Origin of the sequence: Rathayibacter sp. VKM Ac-2803, from assembly GCF_009807175.1 — a bacterium.
Classification (GTDB): domain Bacteria; phylum Actinomycetota; class Actinomycetes; order Actinomycetales; family Microbacteriaceae; genus Rathayibacter.
In genome coordinates this window covers 2,721,852-2,746,898 of sequence record NZ_WUCD01000001.1, presented here as the reverse complement: position 1 = coordinate 2,746,898, position 25,047 = coordinate 2,721,852, and the positions used below count along the sequence as shown (strand labels likewise).

The window sequence follows — 25,047 nt, the reverse complement described above, 5'->3', positions numbered from 1 at the left end:
TCCTGCGAGCCGAAGCGGTTCCTGCGAGCCGAACGGTCAGCTGCGCGCCGTCAGCACCTCGACGCCCGTCTCGGTGATCGCGATCGTGTGCTCCATGTGAGCCCCGCGCGAGCCGTCGCGGCTGCGGAGGGTCCAGCCGTCCTTGTCGGTGAAGATCTTGTCGGTCGACTGCAGGAACCACGGCTCGATGGCGACCACGAGGCCCGGGCGCAGCGGGTAGCCGCGGCCGGCGCGTCCGTCGTTCGCGATGTGCGGGTCGCCGTGCATCGTCCGTCCGACGCCGTGCCCGCCGAAGTCGGTGTTGATCGAGAGTCCCTCGGCGCGGGCCACGGCGGCGATCGCGGCCGAGATGTCGCCGATCTTGCCGCCCGGGCGTGCGGCGGCGATGCCGGCGTCGAGCGCGCGGGTCGTCGTGTCGATCAGGGCCAGGTCCTCGGCGCGCGGGGTGCCGACGACGACGCTCAGGGCGGAGTCGGCGACCCAGCCGTCGACGGACGCCGCGAAGTCGAGGGTCAGCAGGTCGCCGTCGCGCAGGCGGTAGTCGAACGGCAGGCCGTGCAGCACGGCGTCGTTGACCGAGGTGCAGAGCACCTTGCCGAACGGGCTGGCGCCGAAGGAGGGGTGGTAGTCGATGTAGCACGACTCGGCACCGGCGCTGCGGATCATGTCGTGGGCCAGGCGGTCGAGTTCGAGGAGGTTCACACCCACTCCGGCGGCGGCGGCCGTCGCCCGGAGGACCTCGGCGACGAAACGGCCGGCGGGGCGCATCTCCTCGATCTCGGCGGGGGTGCGTAGCTCGATCATCCTGATCCTCTCGGGAGTCGCTGAGGCGTTGTTCAGCGGTCGTGGGTACGGTCGGTGCATGCGCACGCGACGGGCTTTCGGTTCCTGGCAGTATCCGGCCGCGATCGTCCTGCCCCTGTGGATCCTCCTCGGGTACGGACTCTTCGGGGGATCGAGCGGGTGGACCGTCCTCGGTCTCGTCGTCGCCCTCCCCATTCTGGCGGTCAGCCTGGCGGTCGTGGCCGGCATCGTCTCTTTCCGGGTGACTGTGCGGCCGACGCGGACCCCGGCGTGGGGCGATGTCGCCGCTCTCGGCGCCTGGCACGCCTCCCTGATCGCGTTCGGGTTCTTCCCTCCCGGCGCCTGGGCGATCGGGCTGCTCTCGGTACTGCTCGGGGTCGTCGCCTTCTGGCACTCGACGTGGCGCTTCCTCCACGACGCGCGGGCCACCCTCCTCGCGTTCGCCGAGGCGACGTCGGCTGAGACGGCCCCGCACCCGGCCGTCGTCGGCGACGGCTTCGACCCGGAGCGCCCGCAGGACGGGCAGACCCTCGTCCTCTGAGGCGGTGCACCTCCGGCTTTGACGCCGACTCGCGCGGCGTGACAGAATAAGCGCTTGTGCCTCGCGCAGGCTCTGCCACAGGGGAGCCGCCACGACGCGGGCACGCACCGACTCCCATTCAACGAAACGGTGCTCGACCTGTGGCGGGCACGGAGAGCGATACACCATGCACATCCTCGATTCCGTCGATGCGGCGTCCCTCCGGACCGACATCCCCGACTTCCGCGCCGGCGACACCGTCAAGGTCCACGTCAACATCGTCGAGGGCTCGCGCTCGCGCATCCAGGTCTTCCAGGGCGTCGTCATCGGCCGCTCCAACGAGGGCGTCCGCGAGACCTTCACGGTCCGCAAGGTCAGCTTCCAGGTCGGCGTCGAGCGCACCTTCCCGGTGCACTCCCCGGTGATCGACCACATCGAGGTCGTCACCCGCGGTGACGTGCGTCGCGCGAAGCTGTACTACCTGCGCAACCTCCGCGGCAAGAAGGCCAAGATCAAGGAGAAGCGCTCCTAAGCGGTCCCCGCACAGAACGTCGCGAACCCCGGTCCCTCTACAATGGGACCGGGGTTCGACTCGTTTCCGGGGTCGATCCCGCTCGGGATTCCGGCCCGGTGTCGCACCTCATCCGGCCGCTCGCCGGAACGTGCCGTGCTGAGAGGCACGGCCCTGAGAACCACCGCGCCGAGAGGCCCAGCAGTCAGAAGCACCTGAGGGGCCACGCCAGCGATGACAGACAGCACGACCCCGGTCCGCCTCCCCGGCGACGGTGAGCACGCCCGCCACTCCGCAGAGCCGGGGGAGTCCCGCCGCCCGCGCCGACGCCGGGGTTTCCTCCTCTTCCTCCGCGATGTGCTGATCATCGTCGTCGTCGCGGTGCTCGTCTCCTTCCTCGTGAAGACGTTCCTGATCCGCTCGTTCTACATCCCGTCGTCGTCGATGGAGCAGACGCTGATCGAGAACGACCGCATCCTCGTCAACGAGCTGGTGCCCGCAGTCGTCCCGATCTCCCGCGGAGACGTCGTCGTCTTCCGCGATCCGGGCGGCTGGCTCTCGCCGACCATCGAGCCGCAGGTCCCCGCGTTCCAGGCGGCCGTCGACTCCGCCCTCGCGATCGTCGGCCTCACGGCCCCCGACAGCAACGACCACCTGATCAAGCGCGTGATCGGCCTCCCGGGCGACCACGTCACCTGCTGCACCCCGCTCGGGCAGATCGAGATCAACGGCAACCCGATCGACGAGCCCTACGTGAAGCTGCCCGACGACGTGCAGGCGGTCTCCGCGACGCCCTTCGACGTCACCGTGCCCGAGGGCTCGCTCTGGGTCATGGGCGACAACCGCTACAACTCCGCCGACTCCCGCTACAACACCGACAAGCCCGGTGGCGGCTTCGTGCCGATCGACAACGTCGTCGGCCGCGCCATCCTCGTCACCTGGCCCATCGAGCAGTGGGCCTGGCTCGACGACTACCCGTCCGTGTTCCAGGGCGTCGACAGCGAGGCCTCGGAGGAGAGCTCCGACGACACCGAGAGCAGCGAGGGCTAGGTGGTCGTCGCCGACCCCACCCTCACGATCGAGCGCCGGCTGTTCCGCCAGGGCTACGAGAGCGTCATCGGCTGCGACGAGGTCGGCCGCGGCGCGATCGCAGGTCCCGTCTCGGTCGGAGTCGTCTCCATCGGCCGCCGCTGCGGCAGGTTCCCGGAGGGACTGCGCGACTCCAAGCTGCTGGCCCCCGCGCGCCGTGAGGCGCTGCTCCCGGGCGTCGTGAAGTGGGTCTCGGGCTGGGCCATCGGCGAGTCCTCCGCCGACGAGATCGACGAGACCGGGATCATCGCCGGACTCGCCCGCGCCGCCTCGCGCGGCATCGAGCGCCTGGTCGACCAGGGCGTGGATCTCGCCACCGCCGTCGTGCTGCTGGACGGCAAGCACGACTGGCTGAGCCCCGCTCTCGGCCCCTGGGCGTCGGAGCTCACGATCGTGACCCGGATCAAGGCCGACCGCGACTGCGCGTCGGTCTCGGCCGCCTCCGTGCTCGCGAAGGTCGGCCGCGACGGCCAGATGGTGCGCCACCACGACGACTTCGCCGACTACGCGTGGGACAGCAACAAGGGGTACGGCAGCGCCGCGCACTGGGCGGGCCTCGAGCGCGTCGGCCCGTCCCCGCTGCACCGCGTCACCTGGCTGTCGAAGTCGCGCGAGGCCGTCGCGGCGGAGGCCGCCTCCGCACCGGCGTAGGATTGACGGACGATGGATGAGGACGAATTCGAGGACTACGACCGCGAGGTCGAGCTGGCACTGTACCGGGAGTACCGCGACGTCGTCTCGCAGTTCTCGTACGTCGTCGAGACCGAGCGCCGGTTCTACCTGGCGAACGAGGTCGAGCTGGTCCGCCGCGACACCGAGCACGACTTCTACTTCGAGCTGACCATGCGCGACGTGTGGGTCTGGGACGTCTACCGCTCCGACCGCTTCGTCAAGTCGGTCCGCGTGCTGACCTTCAAGGACGTCAACGTCGAGGAGCTCTCCCGCAAGGAGTTCGAGCTGCCCAAGGAGCTGGCGCTCGACGAGTAGGGCGCTTTCGTCGCTCCTGAGCCGCGGCATGCACCATCCGCGCTGATGGAATAGCTCTCTGCTGATCGAGTAGCCGCCGCAGGCGGCGTATCGAGATCCACCTCCCTGTGAACGTGCGGTGCCTGCCCTTCCCGAGGCACCCGTTTCGCCCAGCGCGCTACTTCCGGTCCCCTCCACAGCTGCGGTTCCAAGGCTCTCCTCCCGAGATCTCCTGCCGGCCCGCCCGGCCGTCCGCCACCTCCGCGACCCTTCGTGCGGGAGGTTCTGCATGGATAAGGACGAGTTGGGGCGGCGTGGCGAGGAGATCGCGGCGGAGCATTTGAGGGCGCACGGTTTCGAGATCCTGGATCGCAATTGGCGGGTTCGGGAGGGTGAGCTGGACATCGTGGCGCGTGAGGGTGCGGCGCTGGTGGTGGTCGAGGTGAAGACGCGGTCCTCGAGCCGGTTCGGGTTGCCGGTGGAGGCGATCACGCGGGCGAAGGCGCAGCGGCTGCGGCGGTTGGCGTACGCGTGGGCGCACGAGCATCACGAGCGGTCACGGCATCTGCGGATCGACGCGGTGGGGATCATCGCGCCGGAGGGCGTGCCGACGCAGGTGCGTCATCTGCGGGCGGTGGCGTGATGGGCATCGGGAGGACGTCATCGGTCGGTCTCGTGGGCTTCACGGGTGCGGTGGTCGGGGTGGAGGCGCACTCGGCCGACGGGACGCCGGGGATGGTGATCATCGGGCTGCCGGATGCGGCGCTGTCGCAGGCGAAGGAGCGGGTGCGGTCGGCGGCGATCAACTCCGGGAGCGTCATCTCCGAGTACAAGATCACGGTGAACCTGTCGCCCGCGGCGATGCCGAAGCACGGGTCGGCGTTCGATCTCGCGATCGGGCTCGCTGCCCTGGCGGCGCTGGGGGAGGTGAATGCGGAGTCGGTCGCGTCGGTCGTGCACGTGGGCGAGCTGGGTCTCGACGGTCGGCTGCGGTCGGTGCCGGGGGTGCTGCCCGCGGTGCTCGCGGCGGCGCGCGAGGGGCGGCGGCGGGTGATGGTCCCCTCCGACGACCGGCTCGAGGCCGAACTCGTCGACGGGGTGGAGGTGATCGCGGTGTCCTCGCTCGCGGCGGCCGCGGTGTGGCACGGTGCGGAGTGGCAGGTGCCGGTGCTTCCCGCGGAGGCGGCGGTGCCGGCGCCGCCGATCCGGCCGGAGTCGCGGCTCGACTTCTCCGACGTGATCGGCAATGAGGAGGCGGCGGAGGCGATGATCGCTGCGGCCGCGGGTGGGCATCACGTGTTCCTGCTCGGGCCGCCCGGCGCGGGCAAGACGATGCTCGCGTCGCGGCTGCCCGGCATCCTGCCCGACCTCGACGACGAGGCGGCGCTGGAGGCGACGTGCATGCGTTCGCTGACCGGAGAACCGACCGGCGGTGATCTCGTCCGGCGGCCGCCGTTCGAGAGTCCACACCACTCCGCATCCGCCGCGGCGATCGTCGGAGGCGGCAGCGGACGCATCCGGCCGGGCGCCGTCGCGCGCGCCACCCGCGGCATCCTCTTCCTCGATGAAGCTCCAGAGTTTTCGGCCGTTGCGCTGGACGCGCTGCGTCAGCCGCTCGAGTCCGGGGTGATCCGGATCCACCGCGCGAACGCCGTCGCAGAGTTCCCGGCTCGGGTGCAGCTCGTGCTCGCCGCGAACCCGTGTCCGTGCGGTCGGCACGGGATCCCGGGCGAGACGTGCACCTGTGCCCCGGCCTTGCGGCGCCGGTACCTCGCGCGACTGAGCGGTCCGCTGCTCGACCGGGTCGACATCCGCTTGACGGTTCGCCGGATCGGCGCCGCCCAGCTGGCGGCTCGTCGCGACGAGCCGGGTCTCTCGACCGCGGACGCGCGAGCTCGTGTCGTCGCTGCTCGAGCCCGCGCCGCCGAACGGTGGCGTCGGACTCCCTGGTCGACCAACGCCGAGGTCGCCGGCAGCTGGCTCCGCTCGACGGAGTACCGCCCGACCGCGAGCGAATCGCGCGTGCTCGACCGCGCGCTCGAACGGGGCCTCGTGACGATGCGCGGCTACGACCGCGTCCTCCGCCTGGGCTGGACGCTTGCCGACCTCGACGACGTCGACCGACCGACGGCGTCGCACTTCGGCCGGGCACTGGTGCTGCGGGGAGGTGCGGCGTGATGCGCACAGCCGAGCTCTTCGACCGGACCGAGATCCGCGCGGTCCGTCCTCTGCTCGCCGAGGGATCCGGGGCGGATCCGATCGAGGTTCTGGCTCGCGCCGCCTGGAGCTCGCTCGCCGAGCCGGGAGACGCGGTCGCCGCGATGCTGATCGACGGCATCGGGGCTGCCGCGGCCCTCGCCCACGTGATCACCACATCGTCCGCCGCCGACATCCTGGCGACGAGCGAGGAGCCGCCACTCGAGCTGAGTGCACTCTCCGCTGGTCTCGGACGGTGGCGGCCCCGCGTGGACCGCGCGCTCCTCCGCCGACGACTCGAGATCGCCCACCGGCTCGATGCGCACCTGCTGGTGCCGGGTTCCAGTGGATGGCCTGAGGCACTGGACGACCTCGGTCCCCATGCACCGCTCGTCCTCTGGATTCGCGGTGACTCCGCCGCCCTCGTGACGCCCCGCCGGCTCGCACTCGTCGGAGCGAGGGCTGCGACCGGCTACGGCGAGCACGTCGCCGCCGAGCTCGCCGCGGGAACCGCCGACCGCGGGGTGCTCGTCGTCTCGGGCGGCGCCTTCGGGATCGATGCGGTCGCGCACCGCGCCGCCCTGGGAACGGGCGGCCGTACTGTCGCGTTCCTCGCAGGCGGCGCCGATCGCCTCTATCCGACCGCCCACTCCGATCTGCTGCACCGCATCATCGCGACACCGGGCAGCGCCGTCGTGACGGAGGTGCCGCCCGGCACCACACCTACGAGATGGCGATTCCTCCAGCGCAACAGGCTGATCGCGGCGTCGACGGCCGCGACGGTGGTCGTCGAGGCCGGCGCTCGCTCCGGTTCGCTGAACACCGCGGGGCACGCGGCCGCGCTCGGTCGCCCTCTGGGAACGGTTCCCGGACCGGTCACGAGTGCGTCGTCCGCGGGCTGTCACCGTCTCCTCCGCGAGTACGCGGCGACGTGCGTGACCTCGACGGCCGACGTCCTCGAACTGCTGGGCGTGCGAGACCAGGGCGTCGAAGCGGCAGAACCCTCGGGGCCCGGGACACGGCTGATGGACGCCCTGCGCGGGCGAGGTGCGCACGACACCGAGTCGGTCGCGCGCGAGGCGGGCTGCTCGGTGGCCGACGCGCTCTCCGTGCTCGGGGCGCTCCTCGCCGACGGCTTCGTCGACCGCGGCGAGGACGGAGGGTGGCGAGCAGTGCCGCGGTGAAACGGAAGTGCGCCGCGCGCTGGCCGGCGGTGCTCGTGGTCCGTGCACCGTGCGCCCCGCCGGCCGTGTCGGTCGTCCGCCCTACGCTGAAGACGCATCGGCGAAGGGGAGCGGCATGGGCGACGAGAGTGCACGGACGGCGAGGCCGCAGCTCGGTCACTTCAGGGCGGCCGACCGCGTCATCGCACACCTCAGCGACACGCACTTCCTCGCGGAGGGTGCACCTCTGTACGGGCGGGTCGACACCGTCGCCCGCCTGGCGCAGGCCGTCGAGCGGCTGGAGGAGCGCGGGGGAGCCCTCGACGCGATCGTCGTGACCGGCGATGTCGCCGACCGCGGGGAGGAGGACGCGTACCGCCGCGTCCGTACCGCCCTCGACCCGCTGGGCGACCGCTTCGATTGCCCGATCGTCTGGGTGATGGGCAACCACGACGAGCGCCGCGCCTTCCGCCGCATCCTGCTCGAGGAGCGCGACAGCGCAGTCGACGCCCCGATCGACCAGGTCGTCGACCTCGGCGGGCTCCGGCTCATCGCGCTCGACAGCGCCGTCCCCGGCTTCCACCACGGCGAGCTCACCGACGCCCAGCTCGAGAGGCTCGCCGACGAGCTCGCGACCCCGGCCCCGCTCGGCACGGTCCTCGCCCTGCACCACCCGCCGCTGCCGACTCCGCTCGGCGCGATGATCGTGCTCGAGCTCCGCGGGATGGACCGCCTCGAGGAGGTGATCCGCGGCACCGACGTCCGCGCGATCCTCGGCGGGCACCTGCACTACCCGACGGCCGCGACCTTCGCCGGTGTCCCCGTCTTCGTGGCCGGCGCGACCAGCTACACGATGGACCTCAGCGCTCCCGAGCGCGAGCTCCGCGGCATCGACGGCGCCCAGAGCTTCTCGCTCGTCCACGTCCACCCCGAGACCGTCGCGACCTCCCTCGTCCCGACCGCGACGGCTCCGCTCGCGACCCGCTTCGGCACCGACCTGATCGAGAAGCTCGAGGCGCTCGACGAGCAGGGCCGCATCGACCTCTGGTCGCGGATGCCCGATGCCTGACGATTCGCTCGCCGCGGCGGTCGACGACTTCCTCCGCTACGTGCTCGACGAGCGCTCGCTCTCACCCGCCACTGCGAAGGGCTATCGCGGCGACCTCACCACGCTCGTCGAGTTCGCGAGGACCAGGAACGCCGACCGCCTGCAGCAGCTCGACCTCGAGCTGCTGCGCGACTGGCTGTGGCACGAGTCGCAGACCGGAGTGGCGAGGGCGACGCTCGCCCGACGCACGGCCGCGGTCCGCTCCTTCTCCTCCTGGGCGCTTCGCTCCGAGCGCCTCGCCACGGATGTCGCGGCACGGCTGCGCACCCCGAAGGGTGGGCGGTCGCTGCCGCGGGTGCTCACCCAGCCGCAGACCGAGCAGGTCATCGACATCATCGCGGCGCAGGGGGCGACCGACGACCCGATCGCGATCCGCGACCTGGCGATCATCGAGCTGCTGTACGCCTCCGCGATCCGCGTCTCCGAGCTGGTCGCCATCGACGTGGCCGACCTCGACCTGAGCAGGCTCACCGTGCTCGTCACCGGCAAGGGCTCGAAGCAGCGCGTCGTCCCCTTCGGCGTCCCCGCGAAGGAGGCGCTGGTCTCCTACCTCGAGAACGCGCGCCCCACCCTCGTCACGGCGGGAGCCGAGCGCACCGACGCCCTCCTCCTCGGCCGACGTGGCGCCCGCCTCACTCCGCGCACCGTGTACGGAATCGTCTCCCGACTCCTCGACGGCGGCCAGGGCTCCGGGCCCTCCGGCCCGCACACCCTCCGGCACACCGCCGCCACCCACCTCCTCGACGGCGGCGCCGACCTCCGTGCCGTGCAGGAGATGCTCGGTCACGCCAGCCTCGGCACCACGCAGATCTACACGCACGTCTCGACCGAGCGCATCCGCGAGGCCTACCGGCTCGCGCACCCGCGCGCCTGACGCGAGGTCGTCCATCGGCAGCAGCACCGCCCTCGGAATGCCGCCGAAGAACCGCATCGGCGAGACGTACTCCCCGTTCTCGCGCACGCCGAGATGCACGCACGACCCGTCGCAGTGCCCGCCGGCCCCGACGACTCCGATCGCCTCGCCTGCGGCGACCGCCTGTCCCTTCGTCACCGTCGCGAGAACCGGCTCGATGCTCGACACCAGTCCGTCAGCGTGCTCGATGCTCACCACCGGGCGATCCACCACCGGACCGGCGAACGACACGACCCCCGCCGCCACCGCGACGACAGCGGTTCCGGGCGGCGCCGCGAGATCGATCCCGCGGTGCCCGGCCGCATAGCGGTGAGCGGGCGCCGACCACGGTGCGACGACCGAGAACCCCGCGACGGGCGGCGTCCAGAGCATCGGAGCGAGCAGCGCGAGCACCAGGAACACGCCCGGGCGGAGGAGGAGGGGTGGGGTCATGCGCCCACCCTGGCCGTGCGAGCCGCGCCGCGACCGACCTGTGGCCCGACCGGGGGAGAAGACGGCTGGGCGGGGGACTGTGGAGGAGAAAGAGGATCGCGCGGAGCACAACCCCGTCCCGGTGGATTCCGAGCCGGGAGTAACGTGCCTGTGATCCGGAGCGGGGCGAGACCAGCGCCCGACCGGCGGCGAGAATCGGAGACGACCATGACCAGCGGACGATCTGACACCACCCCGAACCCCTCGGCGGCGAAACTCCGGAGGAAGGTGATCGGCCTCGCCATCGCGGCGGCGGTCGGCGGATTTCTCTTCGGCTTCGACTCCTCCGTCGTCAACGGCGCGGTCGAGGCGGTGCAGGGCGAGTTCGAGCTGTCGGCCGCCCTGATCGGCTTCGCGGTCGCGTCCGCCCTGCTCGGCTGCGCGCTCGGCGCCTACCTGGCCGGGCGTCTGGCCGACCGCTGGGGCCGCATCAAGGTGATGCTGCTCGGCGCGGTCCTCTTCCTCGTCTCCTCGATCGGAGCGGGCGCCGCCTTCGCCGTCTGGGACCTCGTGCTGTGGCGCGTCGTCGGCGGCCTGGGCATCGGCATCGCCTCGGTCATCGCGCCGACCTACATCTCCGAGATCGCCCCGAAGGCGATCCGCGGGGCCCTCGCCTCGCTCCAGCAGCTCGCGATCACGCTCGGCATCTTCGCCGCGCTGCTCTCGGACACCCTGATCGCGAACGGTGCCGACGGCGCCTCCGAGCCGTACTGGTTCGGCGTGGCCGCCTGGCGCTGGATGTTCATCGCCTGCGCCGTCCCCGCGGTGATCTACGGTCTGCTCGCGCTCACGCTCCCGGAGTCGCCGCGCTACCTCGCGACCCGCGGCAAGAAGGAGGAGGCGCGCAAGGTGCTCGCGACCGTCACTCCGCGTGACGAGGTCGATGACGCCCTGAACGACATCCAGAAGAAGATCGACGAGGACGCCGAGAACGCTCAGAAGTCGAGCCTCCGCGGCCCGGCGCTGGGCCTCCTGCCGGTCGTCTGGGTGGGCATCCTGCTGTCGGTGTTCCAGCAGTTCGTCGGCATCAACGTGATCTTCTACTACTCGACCTCGCTCTGGAGCGCGGTCGGCTTCGACGAGTCCAACTCCTTCGCGATCTCGGTGTTCACCTCGGTCGTGAACGTCGTCGTCACCTTCGTCGCCATCTTCCTGGTGGACAAGGTCGGCCGGAAGCCGCTGCTGCTGGTCGGCTCCGCGGGCATGGCGATCTCGCTCGCGCTGATGGCGATCGCGTTCAGCCAGTCCACGATCAGCGGCGAGGACGTCTCGCTGCCCGGCGCATGGGGCCCGATCGCCCTCGTCTCGGCCAACGCCTTCGTCGTCTTCTTCGGGGCGACCTGGGGACCGCTGGTCTGGGTGCTCCTCGGCGAGATCTTCCCGAACCGCATCCGCGCCGCCGCTCTCGGCCTGGCCGCCTCGGCTCAGTGGATCGCCAACTTCGCGATCACCGTGACGTTCCCGATCCTCTCTCAGGACGTCTCCCTGACCCTCGCCTACGGCCTGTACGCGACCTTCGCGGCGCTCTCGTTCGTCTTCGTCTTCATGTTCGTGCCCGAGACCAAGGGCCGCTCGCTCGAGGAGATGGACACGCTGCACATCCGCACCGTCATGAAGTCCGCGCGCAAGTAGCTCACCTGCGGGCCGACCTCTCGGCTCGCGAGATCACGTTCGGCTCGTCGGAATCCTCGATTCCTGCGAGCCGAACGTGTTTCCACGAGCCGGACATGCACAGGACGAGCGGCAGCCCGGCCTGAACCCGCGCAGGTGCTAGAATCTCCGGAGCACCTCGCTCGTCGGGGTGACTACGCGCGCCCATTCGGCCTCCGCTCCCCACGGTCCCTCCGCTCACGCGGACGGGCGGGAGCGCGCCGGGCGCCAGGGTGACGCGCCGACCGGCCGTCACAGACAACCGAACGGGAGTTCGGCGCCGTCGTGCGCCCGAGCCCCGAGACAAGGAGAACGACTCATGGCAGTCGTCACCATGCGCCAGCTGCTCGACAGCGGCGTCCACTTCGGTCACCAGACCCGTCGCTGGAACCCGAAGATGAAGCGCTTCATCCTGACCGAGCGCTCGGGCAGCTACATCATCGACCTCCAGCAGTCGCTGGCCTACATCGACAAGAGCTACGACTTCGTCAAGGAGACGGTCGCCCACGGCGGCACCATCCTCTTCGTCGGCACCAAGAAGCAGGCGCAGAACGCGATCTCGGAGCAGGCGACGCGCGTCGGCCAGCCCTACGTCAACCAGCGCTGGCTCGGTGGTCTGCTGACCAACTTCCAGACCGTCTCCAAGCGCCTCGCGCGCATGAAGGAGCTCGAGGAGCTCGACTTCGACGACACCGCCAAGAGCGGCTTCACGAAGAAGGAACTCCTCATCAAGAAGCGCGAGCTCGACAAGCTGCACAAGTCGCTCGGCGGAATCCGCAACCTCTCGAAGACGCCGTCGGCCCTCTGGGTCGTCGACACCAAGAAGGAGCACCTCGCGATCGACGAGGCCAAGAAGCTGGGCATCCCGGTCATCGGCATCCTCGACACGAACTGCGACCCCGACGAGGTCCAGTACCCGATCCCGGGCAACGACGACGCGATCCGCTCGGTGAGCCTGCTCACCCGCATCATCGCCGACGCCGCGGCCGAGGGCCTCATCCAGCGTCACCAGAAGCCCGAGGCCGAGGGCAACGTCTCCGCCGTCGAGCCCCTCGCCGAGTGGGAGAAGGAGCTGCTCACGTCGGGCACCCCCGATGCCGCCGTCGAGGAGCCGAACGAGCAGGCCGGCGCCGAGACCGAGAAGGTCGCCGACGCCGAGGCCGAGACCGCCGACGAGGCCGTCGCCGACGCCGAGACCCCCGCCGACGAGCTCGTCGTCGAGGAGTCCGTCGAGGCGCCCGCCGCCGAGGAGACCTCGACCGAGGACGCCCCCGCCGAGGCCGCGACCGACGAGTCCGCCAAGGCCTGACACCACCTCCTGAGTCGGGGGTCGGACGTTCTGCGGATGCAGAACGTTCGGCCCCCGTTCGGTAGCAGCACGACATCCCCGTAACAGAATCGCTGCGGGCCCGACACGCCGAGACGGCGACCGGGGTCCGCAGAACACGAAGGAGTTCGCAGAACTATGGCTACTTTCAGCCTCGCTGACGTCAAGACGCTGCGCGAGCAGCTCGGTACCGGAATGGTCGACACGAAGAACGCTCTCGTCGAGGCCGACGGCGACCTGGACAAGGCAGTGGAGATCCTCCGCCTCAAGGGCGCCAAGGGCAACGCGAAGCGCGCCGACCGCTCCACCAGCGAGGGCCTCGTCGCCGCCGCGGAGAACGGCGGAGTCGCGACCATGATCGAGCTCGCGTGCGAGACCGACTTCGTCGCCAAGGGCACCAAGTTCATCGCCCTCGCCGACGCCGTGCTCGCCGCGGTCGTCGCCGCCGGCGCGACCACCGTCGAGGAGGCCCTCGCGGCCCCCGCCGGCGGCAAGACCGTCGCCGACATCATCAACGACGAGGCCGCCATCCTCGGCGAGAAGGTGGAGCTCCGCCGCGTCGCCAGCGTCACCGGTGAGCACTTCGCCGTCTACCTGCACAAGACCAACAAGGACCTGCCCCCGCAGGTCGGCGTGGTCGTGGGCTACTCGGGTGACGACGCCGAGACCGCTCGCTCGGTGGCGCAGCACATCTCGTTCGCCAACCCGACCTACCTGTCGCGCGAGGACGTGCCGCAGGCCGAGGTCGACAACGAGCGTCGCATCGTCGAGGAGATCTCGCGCGGCGAGGGCAAGCCCGAGGCCGCCCTCCCGAAGATCATTGAGGGTCGCGTCAACGCGTACTTCAAGCAGGTCGCCCTGCTCGACCAGGACTACGCGAAGGACAACAAGCTGTCCGTCGCGAAGGTGCTGAGCGACGCGGGCCTGACCGTCTCGGGCTTCGCCCGTTTCAAGGTCGGCGCCTAACACGCTGAAGAGGGGAGTCCGGGTCGTTCAGTCGACCCGGACTCCCTTCGCTCTGCCCGGAGTCGGGTGCTCCGGGCGTGGTCGCGGGTGCGTCCCGCGCGGGATAGGTTTGTACGGGTCTACGGGAGGAAACGTCCATGACGCAGACGGATGCGATGACGACGGGCAAGCGCCGCAGGGTGCTTCTGAAGCTGTCGGGGGAGGCGTTCGGAGCCGGGACGCTGGGTGTCAACCCGGATGTCATCAGCGCTCTCGCGCGGGAGATCGCGGATGCGGCGACCGAGGTCGAGATCTCGGTCGTGGTCGGCGGCGGCAACTTCTTCCGCGGTGCCGAGCTCTCGCAGCGCGGCATGGACCGCGGCCGCGCCGACTACATGGGAATGCTGGGCACCGTGATGAACGCCCTCGCCCTGCAGGACTTCCTCGAGCAGGCCGGAGCGGAGACGCGGGTCCAGTCGGCCATCTCGATGACGCAGGTCGCCGAGCCCTACATCCCCCGCCGCGCGATCCGCCACATGGAGAAGGGCCGCGTCGTCATCTTCGGAGCCGGAGCCGGCCTGCCGTACTTCTCGACCGACACGGTCGCCGCGCAGCGCGCTCTCGAGACGCACGCCGATGTCGTGCTCGTCGCCAAGAACGGTGTCGACGGTGTGTACGACGCCGACCCGCGGATGAACCCCGACGCGAAGAAGCTCGACACCCTCACCTACCAGGAGGCGCTGCAGCGCGGCCTCAAGGTCGTCGACTCGACCGCCTTCAGCCTCTGCATGGACAACGGCATGCCGATGCAGGTCTTCGGGATGGAGCCCGCCGGCAACGTCGCCAAGGCCATCCGGGGGGCCCAGCTCGGCACCCTCGTCTCGAACTAGACTGACCACTTCCCCCTTCCTAAGGAGTCCCCTGTGATCTCGGATGTACTGGCCGACGCGAAGACCAAGATGGGCAAGGCCGTCGAGGTCGCCAAGGAGGACTTCTCGTCGGTGCGCACCGGCCGGGCGAACCCCGGCATGTTCCAGAAGGTGCTGGTGAGCTACTACGGCACGCCGACGCCGCTCTCGCAGCTCGCGTCGATGCAGAACCAGGAGGCGCGCACGCTCCTCGTGACGCCCTACGACAAGGGCTCGCTGCGCGACATCGAGCAGGCCATCCGGGACATGCCCAACCTCGGCGCCAACCCGACCAACGACGGCTCGCTCATCCGCGTCACCCTCCCCGAGCTCACCACCGAGCGCCGCAAGGAGTTCGTCAAGGTCGTGCGCACCAAGGCCGAGGACGCGAAGATCGCGGTCCGCAACATCCGCCGCAAGGCGAAGGACGACCTCGACGCGCTGAAGGGCGACATCGGCGACGACGAGCTCTCGCGCGGTGAGAAGGAGCTCGAGGCGCTCACGAAGCAGCACGTCGACGCGATCGACGAGGCGCTCAAGCGCAAGGAATCCGAACTCCTCGAGGTGTAGTCGGCCGTGGCAGAGCACCCCGTGGAACCCGAAGGCGGCGAGGAGCGGCCCGGTCCGCACGTCCCGGGCGCCCGGGGGTCGCGCATGGTCACGCGCGACGCTCTCCGCGCGCGGGCCCAGCAGGGTCGCGCCGACGTCGAGCGTCAGCTCGAGGCGACGCGGGCGCAGCTGGAGGCCACCAACGAGCGGCTGACGGCGCGGTCGGGGCGCAACCTCGTCTCGGCGACGCTCATCGGACTCGTGGGCGTCGGCGTGATGCTCGTCAGCCTGCTGGTGATCAAAGAGCTCTTCATGGTGCTGGCCGGCGTGCTGGTGCTCTTCGCCGCTCTCGAGCTCTCGATGGCACTCCGCCACGCGGGTCGCGACATCCCCCGCATCCCCACGGGGATCGTGGCGGTCGTCGCCGTCCCGGCCGCCTACTACGGCGGCATCTCCGGCGGATTCCTCGCGGTCCTCCTGGGCTCGGTCTTCATCGGCCTCTGGCGTCTGGGCGAGCAGCTCGTCAAGCGCACCTCGTCGAGCCGGCGCGATCTGCTGCTCGATCTGGGCCTCGGCGCCTTCGTTCAGGCCTACGTCACCTTCCTCGGCGCGTTCGCGATCCGCCTCGTCGCCGAGCCGGGCGGCCAGCTGTGGGCGCTCTCGTTCCTCGCCCTCGCGATCGTCGTCGACACCGGGGCGTACGCGAGCGGCCTCACCTGGGGCAAGCACCCGATGGCGCCGCGCATCAGCCCGAAGAAGACCTGGGAGGGCTTCGCGGGAGCCGGAGTCGCGGGAGTCGTGGCGGGCATCCTGCTCGCCGTCCTCCTGCTCGGTCAGCCGTGGTGGGTGGGCGCCGTGTTCGGTGCCGTCATCCTCCTGACCGCAACCGTCGGAGACCTCGCCGAGTCGCTGATCAAGCGCGACATCGGCATCAAGGACATGAGCACGTGGCTGCCGGGGCACGGGGGACTGCTCGACCGACTCGACTCGATCCTCCCGTCGGCCGCCGCGGCCTACGTGCTCTACTTCGTCTTCGCGCACTGAGCCCATCGAGCCGCTGAGCGCACTGGGCCGCTGAGCGCTCGGAGCGGTTCGAGCCCGCTGAGCGCCGACTCGCCGCTGTCCGCCGCAGCTCTCGGGTCTTGGCAGAATGACGGGATGGACGCTCCCTTCCCCTACGCGCGCGAGTCCCGGCCCGGCTACGACACCGTCGAGGTCGACACGTTCCTGGCCTCCGCGCGCGAGGCCTACGCGCAGCTCTCCGGTGGAGCCGCGGATCTGCGCGCCGCCGACCTCCGCCACACCGCGTTCACGCTCAAGAAGGGCGGCTACTCGGCGCCGCACGTCGACGCCGCGCTCGAGCGCCTCGAGGACGCGTTCGCCCTGCGCGAGCGCCAGTTCGCGATCGCCGCGAAGGGCGAGGAGCAGTGGCTGCGGGAGGCGCGCGCGACCGCACAGGAGATCGTCAACCGGCTCGCCCGCCCCGCCCACGAGCGCTTCGACCACGCCGGCGCCCTGACCACCGGCTACAACATCCGCCAGGTCGACGCCTTCGCCGACCGGATCTCGGGCTACTTCCGCGACGGCTCCGTCCTGACGGTGGACGACGTCCGCACGGTCTCGTTCGCCCCCCAGCGCGGCGGGTACTCGGAGCCCCAGGTCGACTTCGTCCTCGACACGGTGGTCGACGTGATGCTGGCCGTCCGCTGACGCGCCTCCGGATCACCTGGCCGATCAGGCCATAACCCGTTATGCTTTCGTGATCGTGGCTATGCATCAAGAACGTTCCGTCTCCCAGGCACCGGTCTCGCGGCACTCGGCCGCAGCGCCGGCCGCCCCGAAGCGGCCCCCCGTTCGCAGGTCGCGCACCCGCATCCCGCTCGCCTTCCTCGCCTTCGCCGCGTCGATCGGGTTCGTGATGGTGAACGTCGTCGATCCCTCCAGCGGAGCCGTCGCGTCGCCTTACTACCAGGCCCCCGCCCGCTTCGACGGAGACCCCGCGCAGCGTCTCGTCGTCGCCGGTGCCGTCGAGCGGACGATCCAGCGCGACACCTTCGACGCGCAGGCGAAGCCCACTCCGACCCCCACTCCGACGCCGACCCCCACCGAGACGGCCGAGGCCGTCCAGGAGGACGAGGAGGAGTCGGAGGAGGCAGCAGCACCTGTGGCCCGTGCCGCCGCTCCCGATCCCGGGTCCGCCAAGGCCATCGCGTACGACATGATCGTGCAGCGCGGCTGGGCCGACAGCGAGTACGACTGCCTCGTCCTGCTCTGGAACCGCGAGTCCGGCTGGAACGTCTACGCCGAGAACAAGTCCAGTGGCGCCTACGGCATCCCGCAGGCCCTGCCCGGCAACAAGATGGCCAGCGCGGGCGGCGACTGGGCGACCAGCGCCAGCACCCAGATCACCTGGGGCCTCGGCTACATCTCGGGTCGCTACGGCTCGCCGTGCGGCGCCTGGGCGCACTCCGAGGACGTCGGCTGGTACTGATCCTCCGGCGGCGTCGAGGCCGGTGACCGGTCGGCGCTGATCGCGTCGGTACCCTGGTGCCGTGGACTACGCGCTGCTCGGGATCGCCGGCATCATCACCGTCGTCACGGTCGCGCGCTTCTCCAGCAGACTCGGCATCGCGGCGCCCCTGATCCTGGTCGTCGTCGGCATCGGCGCGTCCTACGTGCCCGGCGTCCCGGACATCCACGTCGAGCCGGAGCTGATCCTCGCCGGTGTGCTCCCGCCCCTTCTGTACTCAGCGGCGATCCAGGTCCCGCTGACCGACTTCCGCCGCAACCTCCGCTCGATCTTCGGGCTCTCGGTCCTGCTGGTGTTCGTCACCGCGATCGTCGTGGGCCTCTTCCTCTACATCGTCCTGCCCGACCTCAGCCTCCCTGCGGCCATCGCCCTGGGTGCGGTCGTCAGCCCGACCGATGCGGTCGCCGCGACCTCGATCGGCAAGAAGCTCGGGCTGCCTCCGCGGCTCGTCACCGTCCTCGAGGGCGAGAGCCTGGTCAACGACGCCTCGGCCCTCGTACTGCTGCGGGCGGCGACGGCCGCGGCCGCGGTGGTCGGCGCCTCCGTGACGACCGACGCCATCGACGTCGGCGAGGTGGGAGTGCTCTTCGTCTACTCCGTGCTGATGGCGATCGCGCTCGGGATGGTGATGGGCGTGCTGACCGTCTTCATCCGCTCGAAGCTCAGCGACCCGGTCCTCGACACGGCGGTCTCGTTCGCCGTCCCGTTCCTCGCCTACATCCCCGCGGAGGAGCTGGGCGCCTCGGGCGTGCTCGCGGTCGTGGTCACCGGCATCTACACGGGGCACAACAGCGCGCGCTACCTCAGCCCGCAGTCGCGGCTCAGCGAGCGGATCAACTGGCGGACGGCGCAGTTCCTGCTCGAGAACGGCGTCTTCCTGCTGATGGGCGCCGAGATCAAGGCGATCATCGGCGAGGTGGAGGGCGGGCTCGGCGTCGACACCTCCGTGTACCTCGGGCTGGCGACCGTCGTCCTCCTCATCGTGCTGCGGACGCTGTTCGTCTGGCCGCTGCTGCTCTGGCTCCGCGGATCGGGGCGTCGCGCCGAGCGGATCAACCGGCGGCTGAAGGTCGGGGTGATGCGGCTGCGCAACAGCGCCACCACCGACGAGCGCTTCCGTCGTCGGCAGCAGCGCGCCGAGAAGCTCTACCAGCGCCGCGAGACCGATCTCGCGGCGACCGCGAGTGAGGCGTTCGGCTGGCGCGGCGGCGTGATCCTCTCGTGGTCGGGGATGCGGGGCGTGGTCACGCTCGCCGCGGCGCAGTCGCTCCCGGACGAGACGCCCTATCGCTCGCAGCTGATCCTGATCGCGTTCACCGTCGCGGTCGTGACTCTGCTGCTGCAGGGAGCGACACTGCCGGCCCTCATCCGCATCACCGGGATCCAGGGCAGCGACGGCGAGGCCGATCGACGCGAGCTCGCGACCCTCCTGGACGAGGTGGCGTCCACCGGCATCCAGGCGCTCCCGGAGGCGGTCGACGAGCTGCCGGAGGGGACCGTCGGCCCGCGCGTGCTCGAGCGCGTCCGCCGCGACACCCTCACCCGATCGCAGGTCGCCTGGGAGCAGGTCGAGCGGCACGGCGACGCCCCGCTCGGACCGCACGGCCAGTACCTGCACCTGCGGCGCGCGGTCCTGCTCGCCGAGCGCGAGGCGCTGCTGGAGGCGCGCAGCCGCGGCGTCTACTCGTCGCGCATCCTCCGCCGGGCCCAGCTGATGCTCGACGCCGAGGAGACCCGGCTCGAGATGGACGACAGTTCGCACTGACACCCGTTCCGGAACGCCGCAGGGGCGCCTCCTAGACTGGTGCGATGCCGCGCAGCAACAGACCCCGGGGGAGCAGGCGCGACGACGACGGCGAGGAGCAGCGGGATCTCTCGCAGATGCTCGCGGGCTGGCGCCGCACCGAGTCGCATCGCGGCCGGGAGTGGAACGTGCAGCCCGTGTCGGCCGCCCGCGCCGTCAAGAACTACCTCTGCCCGGGCTGCGGCCTGACGATCGACGTCGGCCTGGCGCACCTCGTGGTCTGGCGCGCCGACGGAGCGCTCGGCGACGCGGCCGACCTCGCGGGACGCCGGCACTGGCACACCCACTGCTGGAGAATCGAAGGAGCCCGATGACGACCGAGATCCGCGGCGGAGTGGTCCTCCCCGCCAGGCGCGAGGACATCGAGCTGCACACCTCGGACGGGCTGACGCTGGTCGGCGAGCTGGCACTGCCGCTCGACCGCGAGCCGGTCGCGACGCTCGTCACGCTGCACCCGCTGCCCACGCACGGCGGCTTCATGGACTCGCACATCCTGCGGAAGGCCGCGGCGCGGTTGCCGGCTCTCGCCGACCTGGCCGTCCTGCGCTTCAACACCCGCGGCACGAGCTCTCCGCGCGGCACGAGCGAAGGCGCGTTCGGGCACGGCGACGACGAGCGCGCCGACGTCGCGGCGGCGATGGCGTTCGTCGCCGAGCGGGGACTGCCGCATCCGTGGCTCGTGGGCTGGTCGTTCGGCACGGAGCTGGCGCTCAAGTGGGGGAGGGAGCACCCGATCGAGGGAATGATCCTCCTCTCGCCGCCGCTGCACCGCGCGTCGGCCGACGAGGTCGCCGCGTGGGCCGAGGACGGGCGGCCGCTCGTCGCGCTGATCCCGGAGCTCGACGACTACCTGCGGCCCCGGGAGGCGGCGGAGCGGTTCGCCTCGGTGCCGCAGCTCGAGCTCGTCGCCGTGGACGGGGGCAAGCACCTGTGGGTCGGCGAGGCGCAGACGCGCCGAGTGCTCGACGAGATCGTCCGCGTCGTCGCCCCCGTCTCCGCTCCGCTGCCGACGGAGTGGGCGGGCGACGCGGCCTGAGCCGGACGCGAGGACCCCGACCCGCTGAGGCCCCGGCTGCGGTGAGCGGGCTCGGCGGGCCGGGCTCCTCGGGAGTCAGTCCTTCGGGTCGTCCTTCGAGTCGTCCTCGGACAGGCCGTCGATGTGGCCGATCAGCCCGCGGAGGCCCGTGACGTATCCCGCGATCGCGTCGCGCTCCGTTCGGATCTCGTCGAGGCGACCCTCGGCTGCCGAGACGAGCTCGCGGGTGCGGCGCTCGGCGTCCGCGACGATCTGCTGGGCGCGCTCGCGGGCCTCGTCGAGCAGCCGGTCCGACTCGTCCTGCGCGTCGCGGCGGAGCCGGGTGGTCTCGTCGAGAGCGTCGCTGCGCAGCTCGTCGGCCTCGAGGCGCTTGTCGTTGGCGCGGCGGATGGCGTCGGCGAGCTGCAGGTTCGACTCGTCGAGGTAGCGCTGGGTCTGGGCGACGGCCTCCTGGTGGCGGACGAGGTAGTCGCGGTCGGCCTCCTCGCGGCGGGCGGCGAGCTCGACGACCAGGTCGATGCGCGCCTGCTCCACGTCGCGCGAGAGCGCGGCTGCCTCGTCGTTCGCGGCGGCGCGGAGGCCAGCGAGCTCGGCGTCGAGCTGCGCCACGGCGTCCGCCCTCTCCTGAGCGAGGCGGGTGCGCTGATCGGCCAGTTCGCGGGCGGCGTCGGCTCGGCCGCCGGCCAGCTCGGCGTCGAGGTCGGCGCGCGCCGTGAGGATCTCGGCCTCGACGGCCGCGCGAGCCTCGGCGACCTCGGCGGCGACGGCCGCCCGCAGGCGGTCGACCTCCGAGGCGACCTCGGCACGCAGGAGCTCGGTGCTCTGGGTCAGGCGGGCGGCCTCGGCGCGGGCCACCTCGACCTCGCGAGCGGCGACGGCGCGCATCTCGGCGGCCTCGCGCTCGGCCTCGGAGCGGATCGCGGCGGCCTCGCGCTTGGCCGTGGCGCGCGTCTCGGCGGCCTCGGTCGCGACGGTCCCGCGGATCGCGGCGGCCTCGCGGACCGCGTCCTGGGTCATGACGTCCCGATCGTCGGCCGCCTTGCCGAGGGTGGCGGCGGCCTGCGCCTCGGACTCGTTGCGCGTGCGGTCGGCGCGGCGACGAGCCTCCGTCACGAGGCGCTCGGCCTCGTCGCGCGCCTCCTGGAGGATGCGGTCGCCGTCGTCGCGGGTCGAGCGGCGCAGCGCCGACGCGTCGTTCTCGGCCTGGGCGATCAGGCGCTCGGACTGCTCCTCGGCGACGCGGAGGGTGTGCTCGAGCTTGGCGCCGAGGCCCGCGTAGGTCGGGGTGCCGACCTGCTGCAGCTCCTTCTCGAGGCCGTCGATGCGGGAGGTGAGCCGCTTGACCTCGCGACCGCCCTCGGCGGCCTGGGTGTTGGCGTGGATGAGCTCGCGCCGCAGACCCTGGATGGCCTTGTCGACCTCGTCCCGGTCGTAGCCACGGAACACCTGGGTGAATTCGGCCTCGTCGCTTGCCACGTCGTCTCCTCCGGAAGTAGGTCCGCGTGGGGTCCGCGGCACTCCGGGAAGTTTAGTCAGCGGGTGCGTCCCGGCCCGGGGGCGACACCCCACCCGGCGCGGCCGGCGGGCTCTCTCGGCGGATCTCCTGGGATCGTCGGAGGCCATCGGCTATCGTGGACTGTCTTTGTCTGTTGCCGTCGCGCCGCGGGCCGGCCGTGTCACCCGAACCGGCCGAGGTCGTCACCCTGATCCGGCGACACAGGAGGAGTTCTTTCGTGCGGTTCGTGTTCGCCATCATCGCCACCGTCATCGCCGCCGCGATGATCGCGCTCGGCATCGGTCAGAGGACCGTCTGGGCCCCTCCCGAGTCGCTCACCGCCGAGACGGCTCTCGAGTCGGGCGCCCCGTACGCGGTGATCGACGGCAGCACGCTCGACGCGAATCCGGGCCGGCAGACGATCACCGTCGAGGGGGACGGCGATCTGGTGCTGGCCTACGCGCGCACCTCCGACGTGCTCGGCTGGGTCGGCGGCTCCGAGTACGAGGCGATCGGCTACCGGAGCGAGCCCGCCGCCCTCACCGCGTCGGAGGAGACGGGGACGTCCCTCGAGCTGGCCTCCGACGTCGCCACGGCCGATGCCGCCGTCGTCGACCCGCGCGGGTCCGACCTGTGGCTCGAGCAGTTCGAGGGCACCGGCAGCATCACCGTCGCGCTCGACGTGCCCGAGGACGTCTCGATCCTGATCGCCACCGACGGCACCGCGCCGGCCGCGAGCGACGTCAGCGTCAGCTGGCCGGTCGACACCGCGACCCCTCTCGCCGGTCCGCTGCTGCTCGGCGGCGCGTTCTTCCTCCTCGTCGGCCTCGTCCTCTACATCTGGGCGTTCCTGCACCTGCGCCGGCAGCACGGTCCTCGCCGGAAGGGCCCGCAGGGCAAGGTGCCCCGCGGCGCCCGCCGGCCGCGCGCTCGCGCCGGCATCCAGGCGTCGGTCGCCGCCCCGCGCCCCGCTCGCCGTCGCGGCCTCCTCGTGCTGCCCGTCGTCGTGGGGACGAGCGTCCTGCTCGCCGGCTGCAGCTCCGACTACTGGCCAGATCTGGCGGCGGGTGCCACGGGGACCCCGAGCGCCTCCGCCTCCTCCACGGCGGCGCCCGCCGCCGAGGTGGCGACCCCGGTCGTCACGACGCAGCAGGCGGAGGCGATCGTAGCCTCCGTCGCCGACGTCGCGTCGGCCGCGGATGCGGCCCATGACGCCACCGCGCTCGCGGAGCGATTCCAGGGCGAGGCGCTCACCGAGCGCACGACCAACTACGAGGTCGTCGTCAAGGGCGGCACGATCGACCCGCCGCAGGCGATCCCCGCGTCGCCCGTGAGCCTCGTGCTGCCGCAGGACACGGAGGCGTGGCCCCGCCTCGTCACCGCCGTCGTGCAGAACTCGACGGACACCACTCAGGCGCCGATCGCGCTGGTGATGAGCCAGGCCAGCCCGCGCGTCGACTACAAGGTCGACTACGCCATCTCGCTCGAGGCGAACGCCCGCATCCCCGACGTCGCGCCGGTCACCGTCGGCACCTCGATCGTCGCGCCGGACTCCAAGCTGATGAAGCTCGCCCCGGAGGAGGTCGGCTCGGCCTACGCCGACATCCTCGCGAACGGCGACACCAGCAGCTTCGCCGAGTCGTTCTCGGCCGACGGGGACACGCTGCGCGGCCAGGTCGGCATCGACAAGAAGAATGCGGATCGCGCGGCGCTGCCCGACACGGCGTCGATCGAGTTCTCGAACAAGGCCGGCACCTCGCCGACAGTCGCGCTCGCGACGAACGACTCGGGCGCCCTCGTGGCCGCGAGCATCGCCGAGGTGTCGACCGTGAAGCCCACCGCCGAGGGCTCGACCGTCTCGACCTCCGGTGCCTCGCAGACCCTGCTGGGCACCGACAAGTCGACGACGGGCATCGAGACCACCTACGGTTACCAGTTGCTGTTCTACGTACCGCCCGTCGGATCGGAGGAGAAGATCGTCATGCTCGGATGGAGCCAGGGACTCGTCTCGGTGGTGCAGCTGCCGTGAGCACCGTCCCCCCACTGCCCGGAGGCCTCCGCGGCGCCGTCGACCTGTCCTCCCTCGTGAACCGGCGTCCTGCGCCGGCTCCGACCGCCCCCGCAGCGCAGGGAGGCGAGCCCGCCGGGCCGCCGCCCACCGCCAACCCGCTGCTGCTGACGGCGGGTGACGCGGAGTTCGACCAGGTCGTCCAGCTCTCGTCGCGCGTCCCCGTGATCGTCGACCTCCGCGGATCCTGGTCGGAGCAGAGCACGAGCTTGACCGCCGTGCTCGAGCGCGTCATCGTGTCGTACGCCGGGGCCTTCGTGCTCGTCGGCGTCGACGTGGAGTCGAGCCCGCAGCTCGCGCAGGCGTTCCAGGTGCAGTCGGTCCCGACGGTCGCCGCCATCATCGGCGGGCGCCCGGTGCCGCTGTTCAGCGGCCTCGTCGCCGAGGAGCAGCTGCGCGACCTGCTCGAGCAGGTGCTGCAGCTGGCCGCGACCAACGGCGTGACCGGCACCGTCCCGGTCGATGCGGCCCCGGCCGAGGCGGGCGAGCCCGAGCCGGCTCCGCTGCCCCCGCACCACCAGGAGGCGTACGACGCGATCGACCGGGGCGACTACGCCGCGGCGATCACCGAGTACGAGACCGCCATCGCGCAGAACCCGCGCGACGACCTCGCCGTCGCGGGGCTCGCGCAGGTCAAGCTGCTGTCGCGGCTGCAGGGGAGGACGCTCGACGAGGTGCGCTCCACCGCCGCCGCCGAGCCCTCGAACCTCGACGCGCAGCTCGCGGTCGCCGACCTCGATGTCTCCGGAGGGCACGTCGAGGACGCGTTCGACCGGCTGCTCTCGATCTTCCCGCGGCTCGATGCCGACGGGAAGGCGAGCGTCCGCGCGCGACTCCTCGAGCTCTTCGAGATCGTCGGTACGACCGACCCGCGCGTCAACAAGGCCAGGGCGCGCCTCACCGGCCTCTTGTACTGAGGAGTACGCCCGCCACACACACTGAAGAACCCCCTCCGCGATCGTCTGCGGAGGGGGTTCTCTGTTCTTCCGAGGAA

General features: G+C 71.4%; 25 protein-coding genes and 1 pseudogene. 23 read left to right on the top strand and 3 right to left on the bottom strand.

Going from position 1 to position 25,047, the window contains the following annotated elements; genetic code table 11:
- Positions 1-36: 36 nt before the first annotated feature.
- Positions 37-804 carry a type I methionyl aminopeptidase gene (gene map / locus GRS96_RS12850; RefSeq protein WP_159988660.1) on the bottom strand — a complete coding sequence of 256 codons (768 nt, stop codon included), beginning with the start codon at positions 802-804 and terminating at the stop codon, positions 37-39.
- Positions 805-862: 58 nt separating this feature from the next.
- Between map and GRS96_RS12845 the strand changes: the two genes are divergently transcribed.
- From GRS96_RS12845 to GRS96_RS12800, 10 genes are all read left to right on the top strand, one after another.
- The gene (locus tag GRS96_RS12845) at positions 863-1,345 is read left to right on the top strand and encodes a hypothetical protein (RefSeq protein WP_159988659.1); all 483 of its coding nucleotides are present in this window, start codon (positions 863-865) and stop codon (positions 1,343-1,345) included.
- 166 nt (positions 1,346-1,511) lie between these two features.
- Positions 1,512-1,856 carry a 50S ribosomal protein L19 gene (gene rplS, locus GRS96_RS12840; protein ID WP_085475685.1) on the top strand — a complete coding sequence of 115 codons (345 nt, stop codon included), beginning with the start codon at positions 1,512-1,514 and terminating at the stop codon, positions 1,854-1,856.
- Between the two features lie 213 nt (positions 1,857-2,069).
- Complete coding sequence (lepB, locus tag GRS96_RS12835) at positions 2,070-2,885, top strand: signal peptidase I (RefSeq protein ID WP_159988658.1); 816 nt, start codon at positions 2,070-2,072, stop codon at positions 2,883-2,885.
- The gene (locus GRS96_RS12830; protein WP_159853949.1) at positions 2,886-3,575 is read left to right on the top strand and encodes a ribonuclease HII; all 690 of its coding nucleotides are present in this window, start codon (positions 2,886-2,888) and stop codon (positions 3,573-3,575) included.
- A 12-nt stretch (positions 3,576-3,587) separates the two neighbouring features.
- Positions 3,588-3,911: a DUF2469 family protein gene (locus GRS96_RS12825; protein ID WP_056044100.1), complete on the top strand. Its 324-nt coding sequence runs from the start codon at positions 3,588-3,590 to the stop codon at positions 3,909-3,911.
- A gap of 268 nt (positions 3,912-4,179) precedes the next feature.
- Positions 4,180-4,533, top strand: coding sequence for a YraN family protein (locus GRS96_RS12820; RefSeq protein ID WP_159988657.1), 354 nt, complete (start codon positions 4,180-4,182; stop codon positions 4,531-4,533).
- The gene (locus tag GRS96_RS12815; RefSeq protein ID WP_159988656.1) at positions 4,533-6,068 is read left to right on the top strand and encodes a YifB family Mg chelatase-like AAA ATPase; all 1,536 of its coding nucleotides are present in this window, start codon (positions 4,533-4,535) and stop codon (positions 6,066-6,068) included. Before GRS96_RS12820 ends, GRS96_RS12815 begins: the two co-directional genes overlap by 1 nt.
- Positions 6,068-7,270, top strand: a complete 1,203-nt coding sequence (gene dprA, locus GRS96_RS12810; RefSeq protein WP_159989323.1) for a DNA-processing protein DprA — start codon at positions 6,068-6,070, stop codon at positions 7,268-7,270. Before GRS96_RS12815 ends, dprA begins: the two co-directional genes overlap by 1 nt.
- Positions 7,271-7,385: 115 nt before the next feature.
- Complete coding sequence (locus GRS96_RS12805; protein WP_159988655.1) at positions 7,386-8,318, top strand: phosphodiesterase; 933 nt, start codon at positions 7,386-7,388, stop codon at positions 8,316-8,318.
- Entirely contained in the window at positions 8,311-9,231 is a 921-nt protein-coding gene (locus GRS96_RS12800) for a tyrosine recombinase XerC (RefSeq protein WP_159988654.1), read from the top strand. Before GRS96_RS12805 ends, GRS96_RS12800 begins: the two co-directional genes overlap by 8 nt.
- Before the next feature lie 69 nt (positions 9,232-9,300).
- On the opposite strand, the pseudogene GRS96_RS12795 reads toward GRS96_RS12800, so the two are convergent.
- Positions 9,301-9,642: pseudogene (locus GRS96_RS12795) on the bottom strand (peptidoglycan DD-metalloendopeptidase family protein); the annotation flags it as partial.
- Between the two features lie 267 nt (positions 9,643-9,909).
- Here GRS96_RS12795 and GRS96_RS12790 point away from each other — a divergent pair.
- From GRS96_RS12790 to GRS96_RS12740, 11 genes are all read left to right on the top strand, one after another.
- Complete coding sequence (locus tag GRS96_RS12790; RefSeq protein ID WP_159853900.1) at positions 9,910-11,373, top strand: sugar porter family MFS transporter; 1,464 nt, start codon at positions 9,910-9,912, stop codon at positions 11,371-11,373.
- Positions 11,374-11,710: 337 nt separating this feature from the next.
- The gene (rpsB, locus tag GRS96_RS12785) at positions 11,711-12,700 is read left to right on the top strand and encodes a 30S ribosomal protein S2 (protein WP_159988653.1); all 990 of its coding nucleotides are present in this window, start codon (positions 11,711-11,713) and stop codon (positions 12,698-12,700) included.
- A gap of 156 nt (positions 12,701-12,856) precedes the next feature.
- Entirely contained in the window at positions 12,857-13,684 is an 828-nt protein-coding gene (gene tsf / locus GRS96_RS12780) for a translation elongation factor Ts (protein WP_159853896.1), read from the top strand.
- Between the two features lie 155 nt (positions 13,685-13,839).
- Positions 13,840-14,553, top strand: a complete 714-nt coding sequence (pyrH, locus tag GRS96_RS12775) for a UMP kinase (protein WP_236553692.1) — start codon at positions 13,840-13,842, stop codon at positions 14,551-14,553.
- 33 nt (positions 14,554-14,586) lie between these two features.
- A complete protein-coding gene (frr, locus tag GRS96_RS12770) occupies positions 14,587-15,141 on the top strand; it encodes a ribosome recycling factor (protein ID WP_085475698.1) in 555 nt (184 codons plus the stop codon).
- Positions 15,142-15,225: 84 nt separating this feature from the next.
- Positions 15,226-16,164 carry a phosphatidate cytidylyltransferase gene (locus GRS96_RS12765; protein WP_159988651.1) on the top strand — a complete coding sequence of 313 codons (939 nt, stop codon included), beginning with the start codon at positions 15,226-15,228 and terminating at the stop codon, positions 16,162-16,164.
- Positions 16,165-16,278: 114 nt separating this feature from the next.
- Positions 16,279-16,830 carry a DivIVA domain-containing protein gene (locus GRS96_RS12760; RefSeq protein ID WP_159853892.1) on the top strand — a complete coding sequence of 184 codons (552 nt, stop codon included), beginning with the start codon at positions 16,279-16,281 and terminating at the stop codon, positions 16,828-16,830.
- Between the two features lie 61 nt (positions 16,831-16,891).
- Positions 16,892-17,611, top strand: coding sequence for a lytic transglycosylase domain-containing protein (locus GRS96_RS12755; RefSeq protein WP_159853890.1), 720 nt, complete (start codon positions 16,892-16,894; stop codon positions 17,609-17,611).
- Between the two features lie 61 nt (positions 17,612-17,672).
- Positions 17,673-19,415: a cation:proton antiporter gene (locus GRS96_RS12750; protein ID WP_159988650.1), complete on the top strand. Its 1,743-nt coding sequence runs from the start codon at positions 17,673-17,675 to the stop codon at positions 19,413-19,415.
- A gap of 44 nt (positions 19,416-19,459) precedes the next feature.
- Positions 19,460-19,768 carry a hypothetical protein gene (locus GRS96_RS12745; protein WP_159853886.1) on the top strand — a complete coding sequence of 103 codons (309 nt, stop codon included), beginning with the start codon at positions 19,460-19,462 and terminating at the stop codon, positions 19,766-19,768.
- Positions 19,765-20,490 (top strand): alpha/beta hydrolase, encoded by a 726-nt coding sequence (locus GRS96_RS12740; RefSeq protein WP_159853884.1) that lies wholly within the window; start codon positions 19,765-19,767, stop codon positions 20,488-20,490. The genes GRS96_RS12745 and GRS96_RS12740 overlap by 4 nt, the downstream gene beginning before the upstream one ends.
- A gap of 75 nt (positions 20,491-20,565) precedes the next feature.
- On the opposite strand, the gene GRS96_RS12735 is transcribed toward GRS96_RS12740, so the two are convergent.
- Positions 20,566-21,966, bottom strand: coding sequence for a DivIVA domain-containing protein (locus GRS96_RS12735; RefSeq protein WP_159988649.1), 1,401 nt, complete (start codon positions 21,964-21,966; stop codon positions 20,566-20,568).
- A 257-nt stretch (positions 21,967-22,223) separates the two neighbouring features.
- On the opposite strand from GRS96_RS12735, the gene GRS96_RS12730 reads away from it, so the two are divergent.
- Together GRS96_RS12730 and GRS96_RS12725 are read left to right on the top strand one after the other, a co-directional pair.
- The gene (locus tag GRS96_RS12730) at positions 22,224-24,014 is read left to right on the top strand and encodes a hypothetical protein (RefSeq protein WP_159988648.1); all 1,791 of its coding nucleotides are present in this window, start codon (positions 22,224-22,226) and stop codon (positions 24,012-24,014) included.
- A complete protein-coding gene (locus GRS96_RS12725; RefSeq protein ID WP_159988647.1) occupies positions 24,011-24,970 on the top strand; it encodes a tetratricopeptide repeat protein in 960 nt (319 codons plus the stop codon). Before GRS96_RS12730 ends, GRS96_RS12725 begins: the two co-directional genes overlap by 4 nt.
- Positions 24,971-25,047: the final 77 nt, after the last annotated feature.

Bases quoted from the DNA above. Each gene is read 5' to 3' on its own strand.
- map (WP_159988660.1), bottom strand. From the start codon at position 804: ATGATCGAGCTACGCACCCCCGCCGAGATCGAGGAGATGCGCCCCGCC.
- GRS96_RS12845 (WP_159988659.1), top strand. From the start codon at position 863: ATGCGCACGCGACGGGCTTTCGGTTCCTGGCAGTATCCGGCCGCGATC.
- rplS (WP_085475685.1), top strand. From the start codon at position 1,512: ATGCACATCCTCGATTCCGTCGATGCGGCGTCCCTCCGGACCGACATC.
- lepB (WP_159988658.1), top strand. From the start codon at position 2,070: ATGACAGACAGCACGACCCCGGTCCGCCTCCCCGGCGACGGTGAGCAC.
- GRS96_RS12825 (WP_056044100.1), top strand. From the start codon at position 3,588: ATGGATGAGGACGAATTCGAGGACTACGACCGCGAGGTCGAGCTGGCA.
- GRS96_RS12820 (WP_159988657.1), top strand. From the start codon at position 4,180: ATGGATAAGGACGAGTTGGGGCGGCGTGGCGAGGAGATCGCGGCGGAG.
- GRS96_RS12815 (WP_159988656.1), top strand. From the start codon at position 4,533: ATGGGCATCGGGAGGACGTCATCGGTCGGTCTCGTGGGCTTCACGGGT.
- dprA (WP_159989323.1), top strand. From the start codon at position 6,068: ATGCGCACAGCCGAGCTCTTCGACCGGACCGAGATCCGCGCGGTCCGT.
- GRS96_RS12805 (WP_159988655.1), top strand. From the start codon at position 7,386: ATGGGCGACGAGAGTGCACGGACGGCGAGGCCGCAGCTCGGTCACTTC.
- GRS96_RS12800 (WP_159988654.1), top strand. From the start codon at position 8,311: ATGCCTGACGATTCGCTCGCCGCGGCGGTCGACGACTTCCTCCGCTAC.
- GRS96_RS12790 (WP_159853900.1), top strand. From the start codon at position 9,910: ATGACCAGCGGACGATCTGACACCACCCCGAACCCCTCGGCGGCGAAA.
- rpsB (WP_159988653.1), top strand. From the start codon at position 11,711: ATGGCAGTCGTCACCATGCGCCAGCTGCTCGACAGCGGCGTCCACTTC.
- tsf (WP_159853896.1), top strand. From the start codon at position 12,857: ATGGCTACTTTCAGCCTCGCTGACGTCAAGACGCTGCGCGAGCAGCTC.
- pyrH (WP_236553692.1), top strand. From the start codon at position 13,840: ATGACGACGGGCAAGCGCCGCAGGGTGCTTCTGAAGCTGTCGGGGGAG.
- GRS96_RS12765 (WP_159988651.1), top strand. From the start codon at position 15,226: ATGGTCACGCGCGACGCTCTCCGCGCGCGGGCCCAGCAGGGTCGCGCC.
- GRS96_RS12760 (WP_159853892.1), top strand. From the start codon at position 16,279: ATGGACGCTCCCTTCCCCTACGCGCGCGAGTCCCGGCCCGGCTACGAC.
- GRS96_RS12755 (WP_159853890.1), top strand. From the start codon at position 16,892: ATGCATCAAGAACGTTCCGTCTCCCAGGCACCGGTCTCGCGGCACTCG.
- GRS96_RS12745 (WP_159853886.1), top strand. From the start codon at position 19,460: ATGCCGCGCAGCAACAGACCCCGGGGGAGCAGGCGCGACGACGACGGC.
- GRS96_RS12740 (WP_159853884.1), top strand. From the start codon at position 19,765: ATGACGACCGAGATCCGCGGCGGAGTGGTCCTCCCCGCCAGGCGCGAG.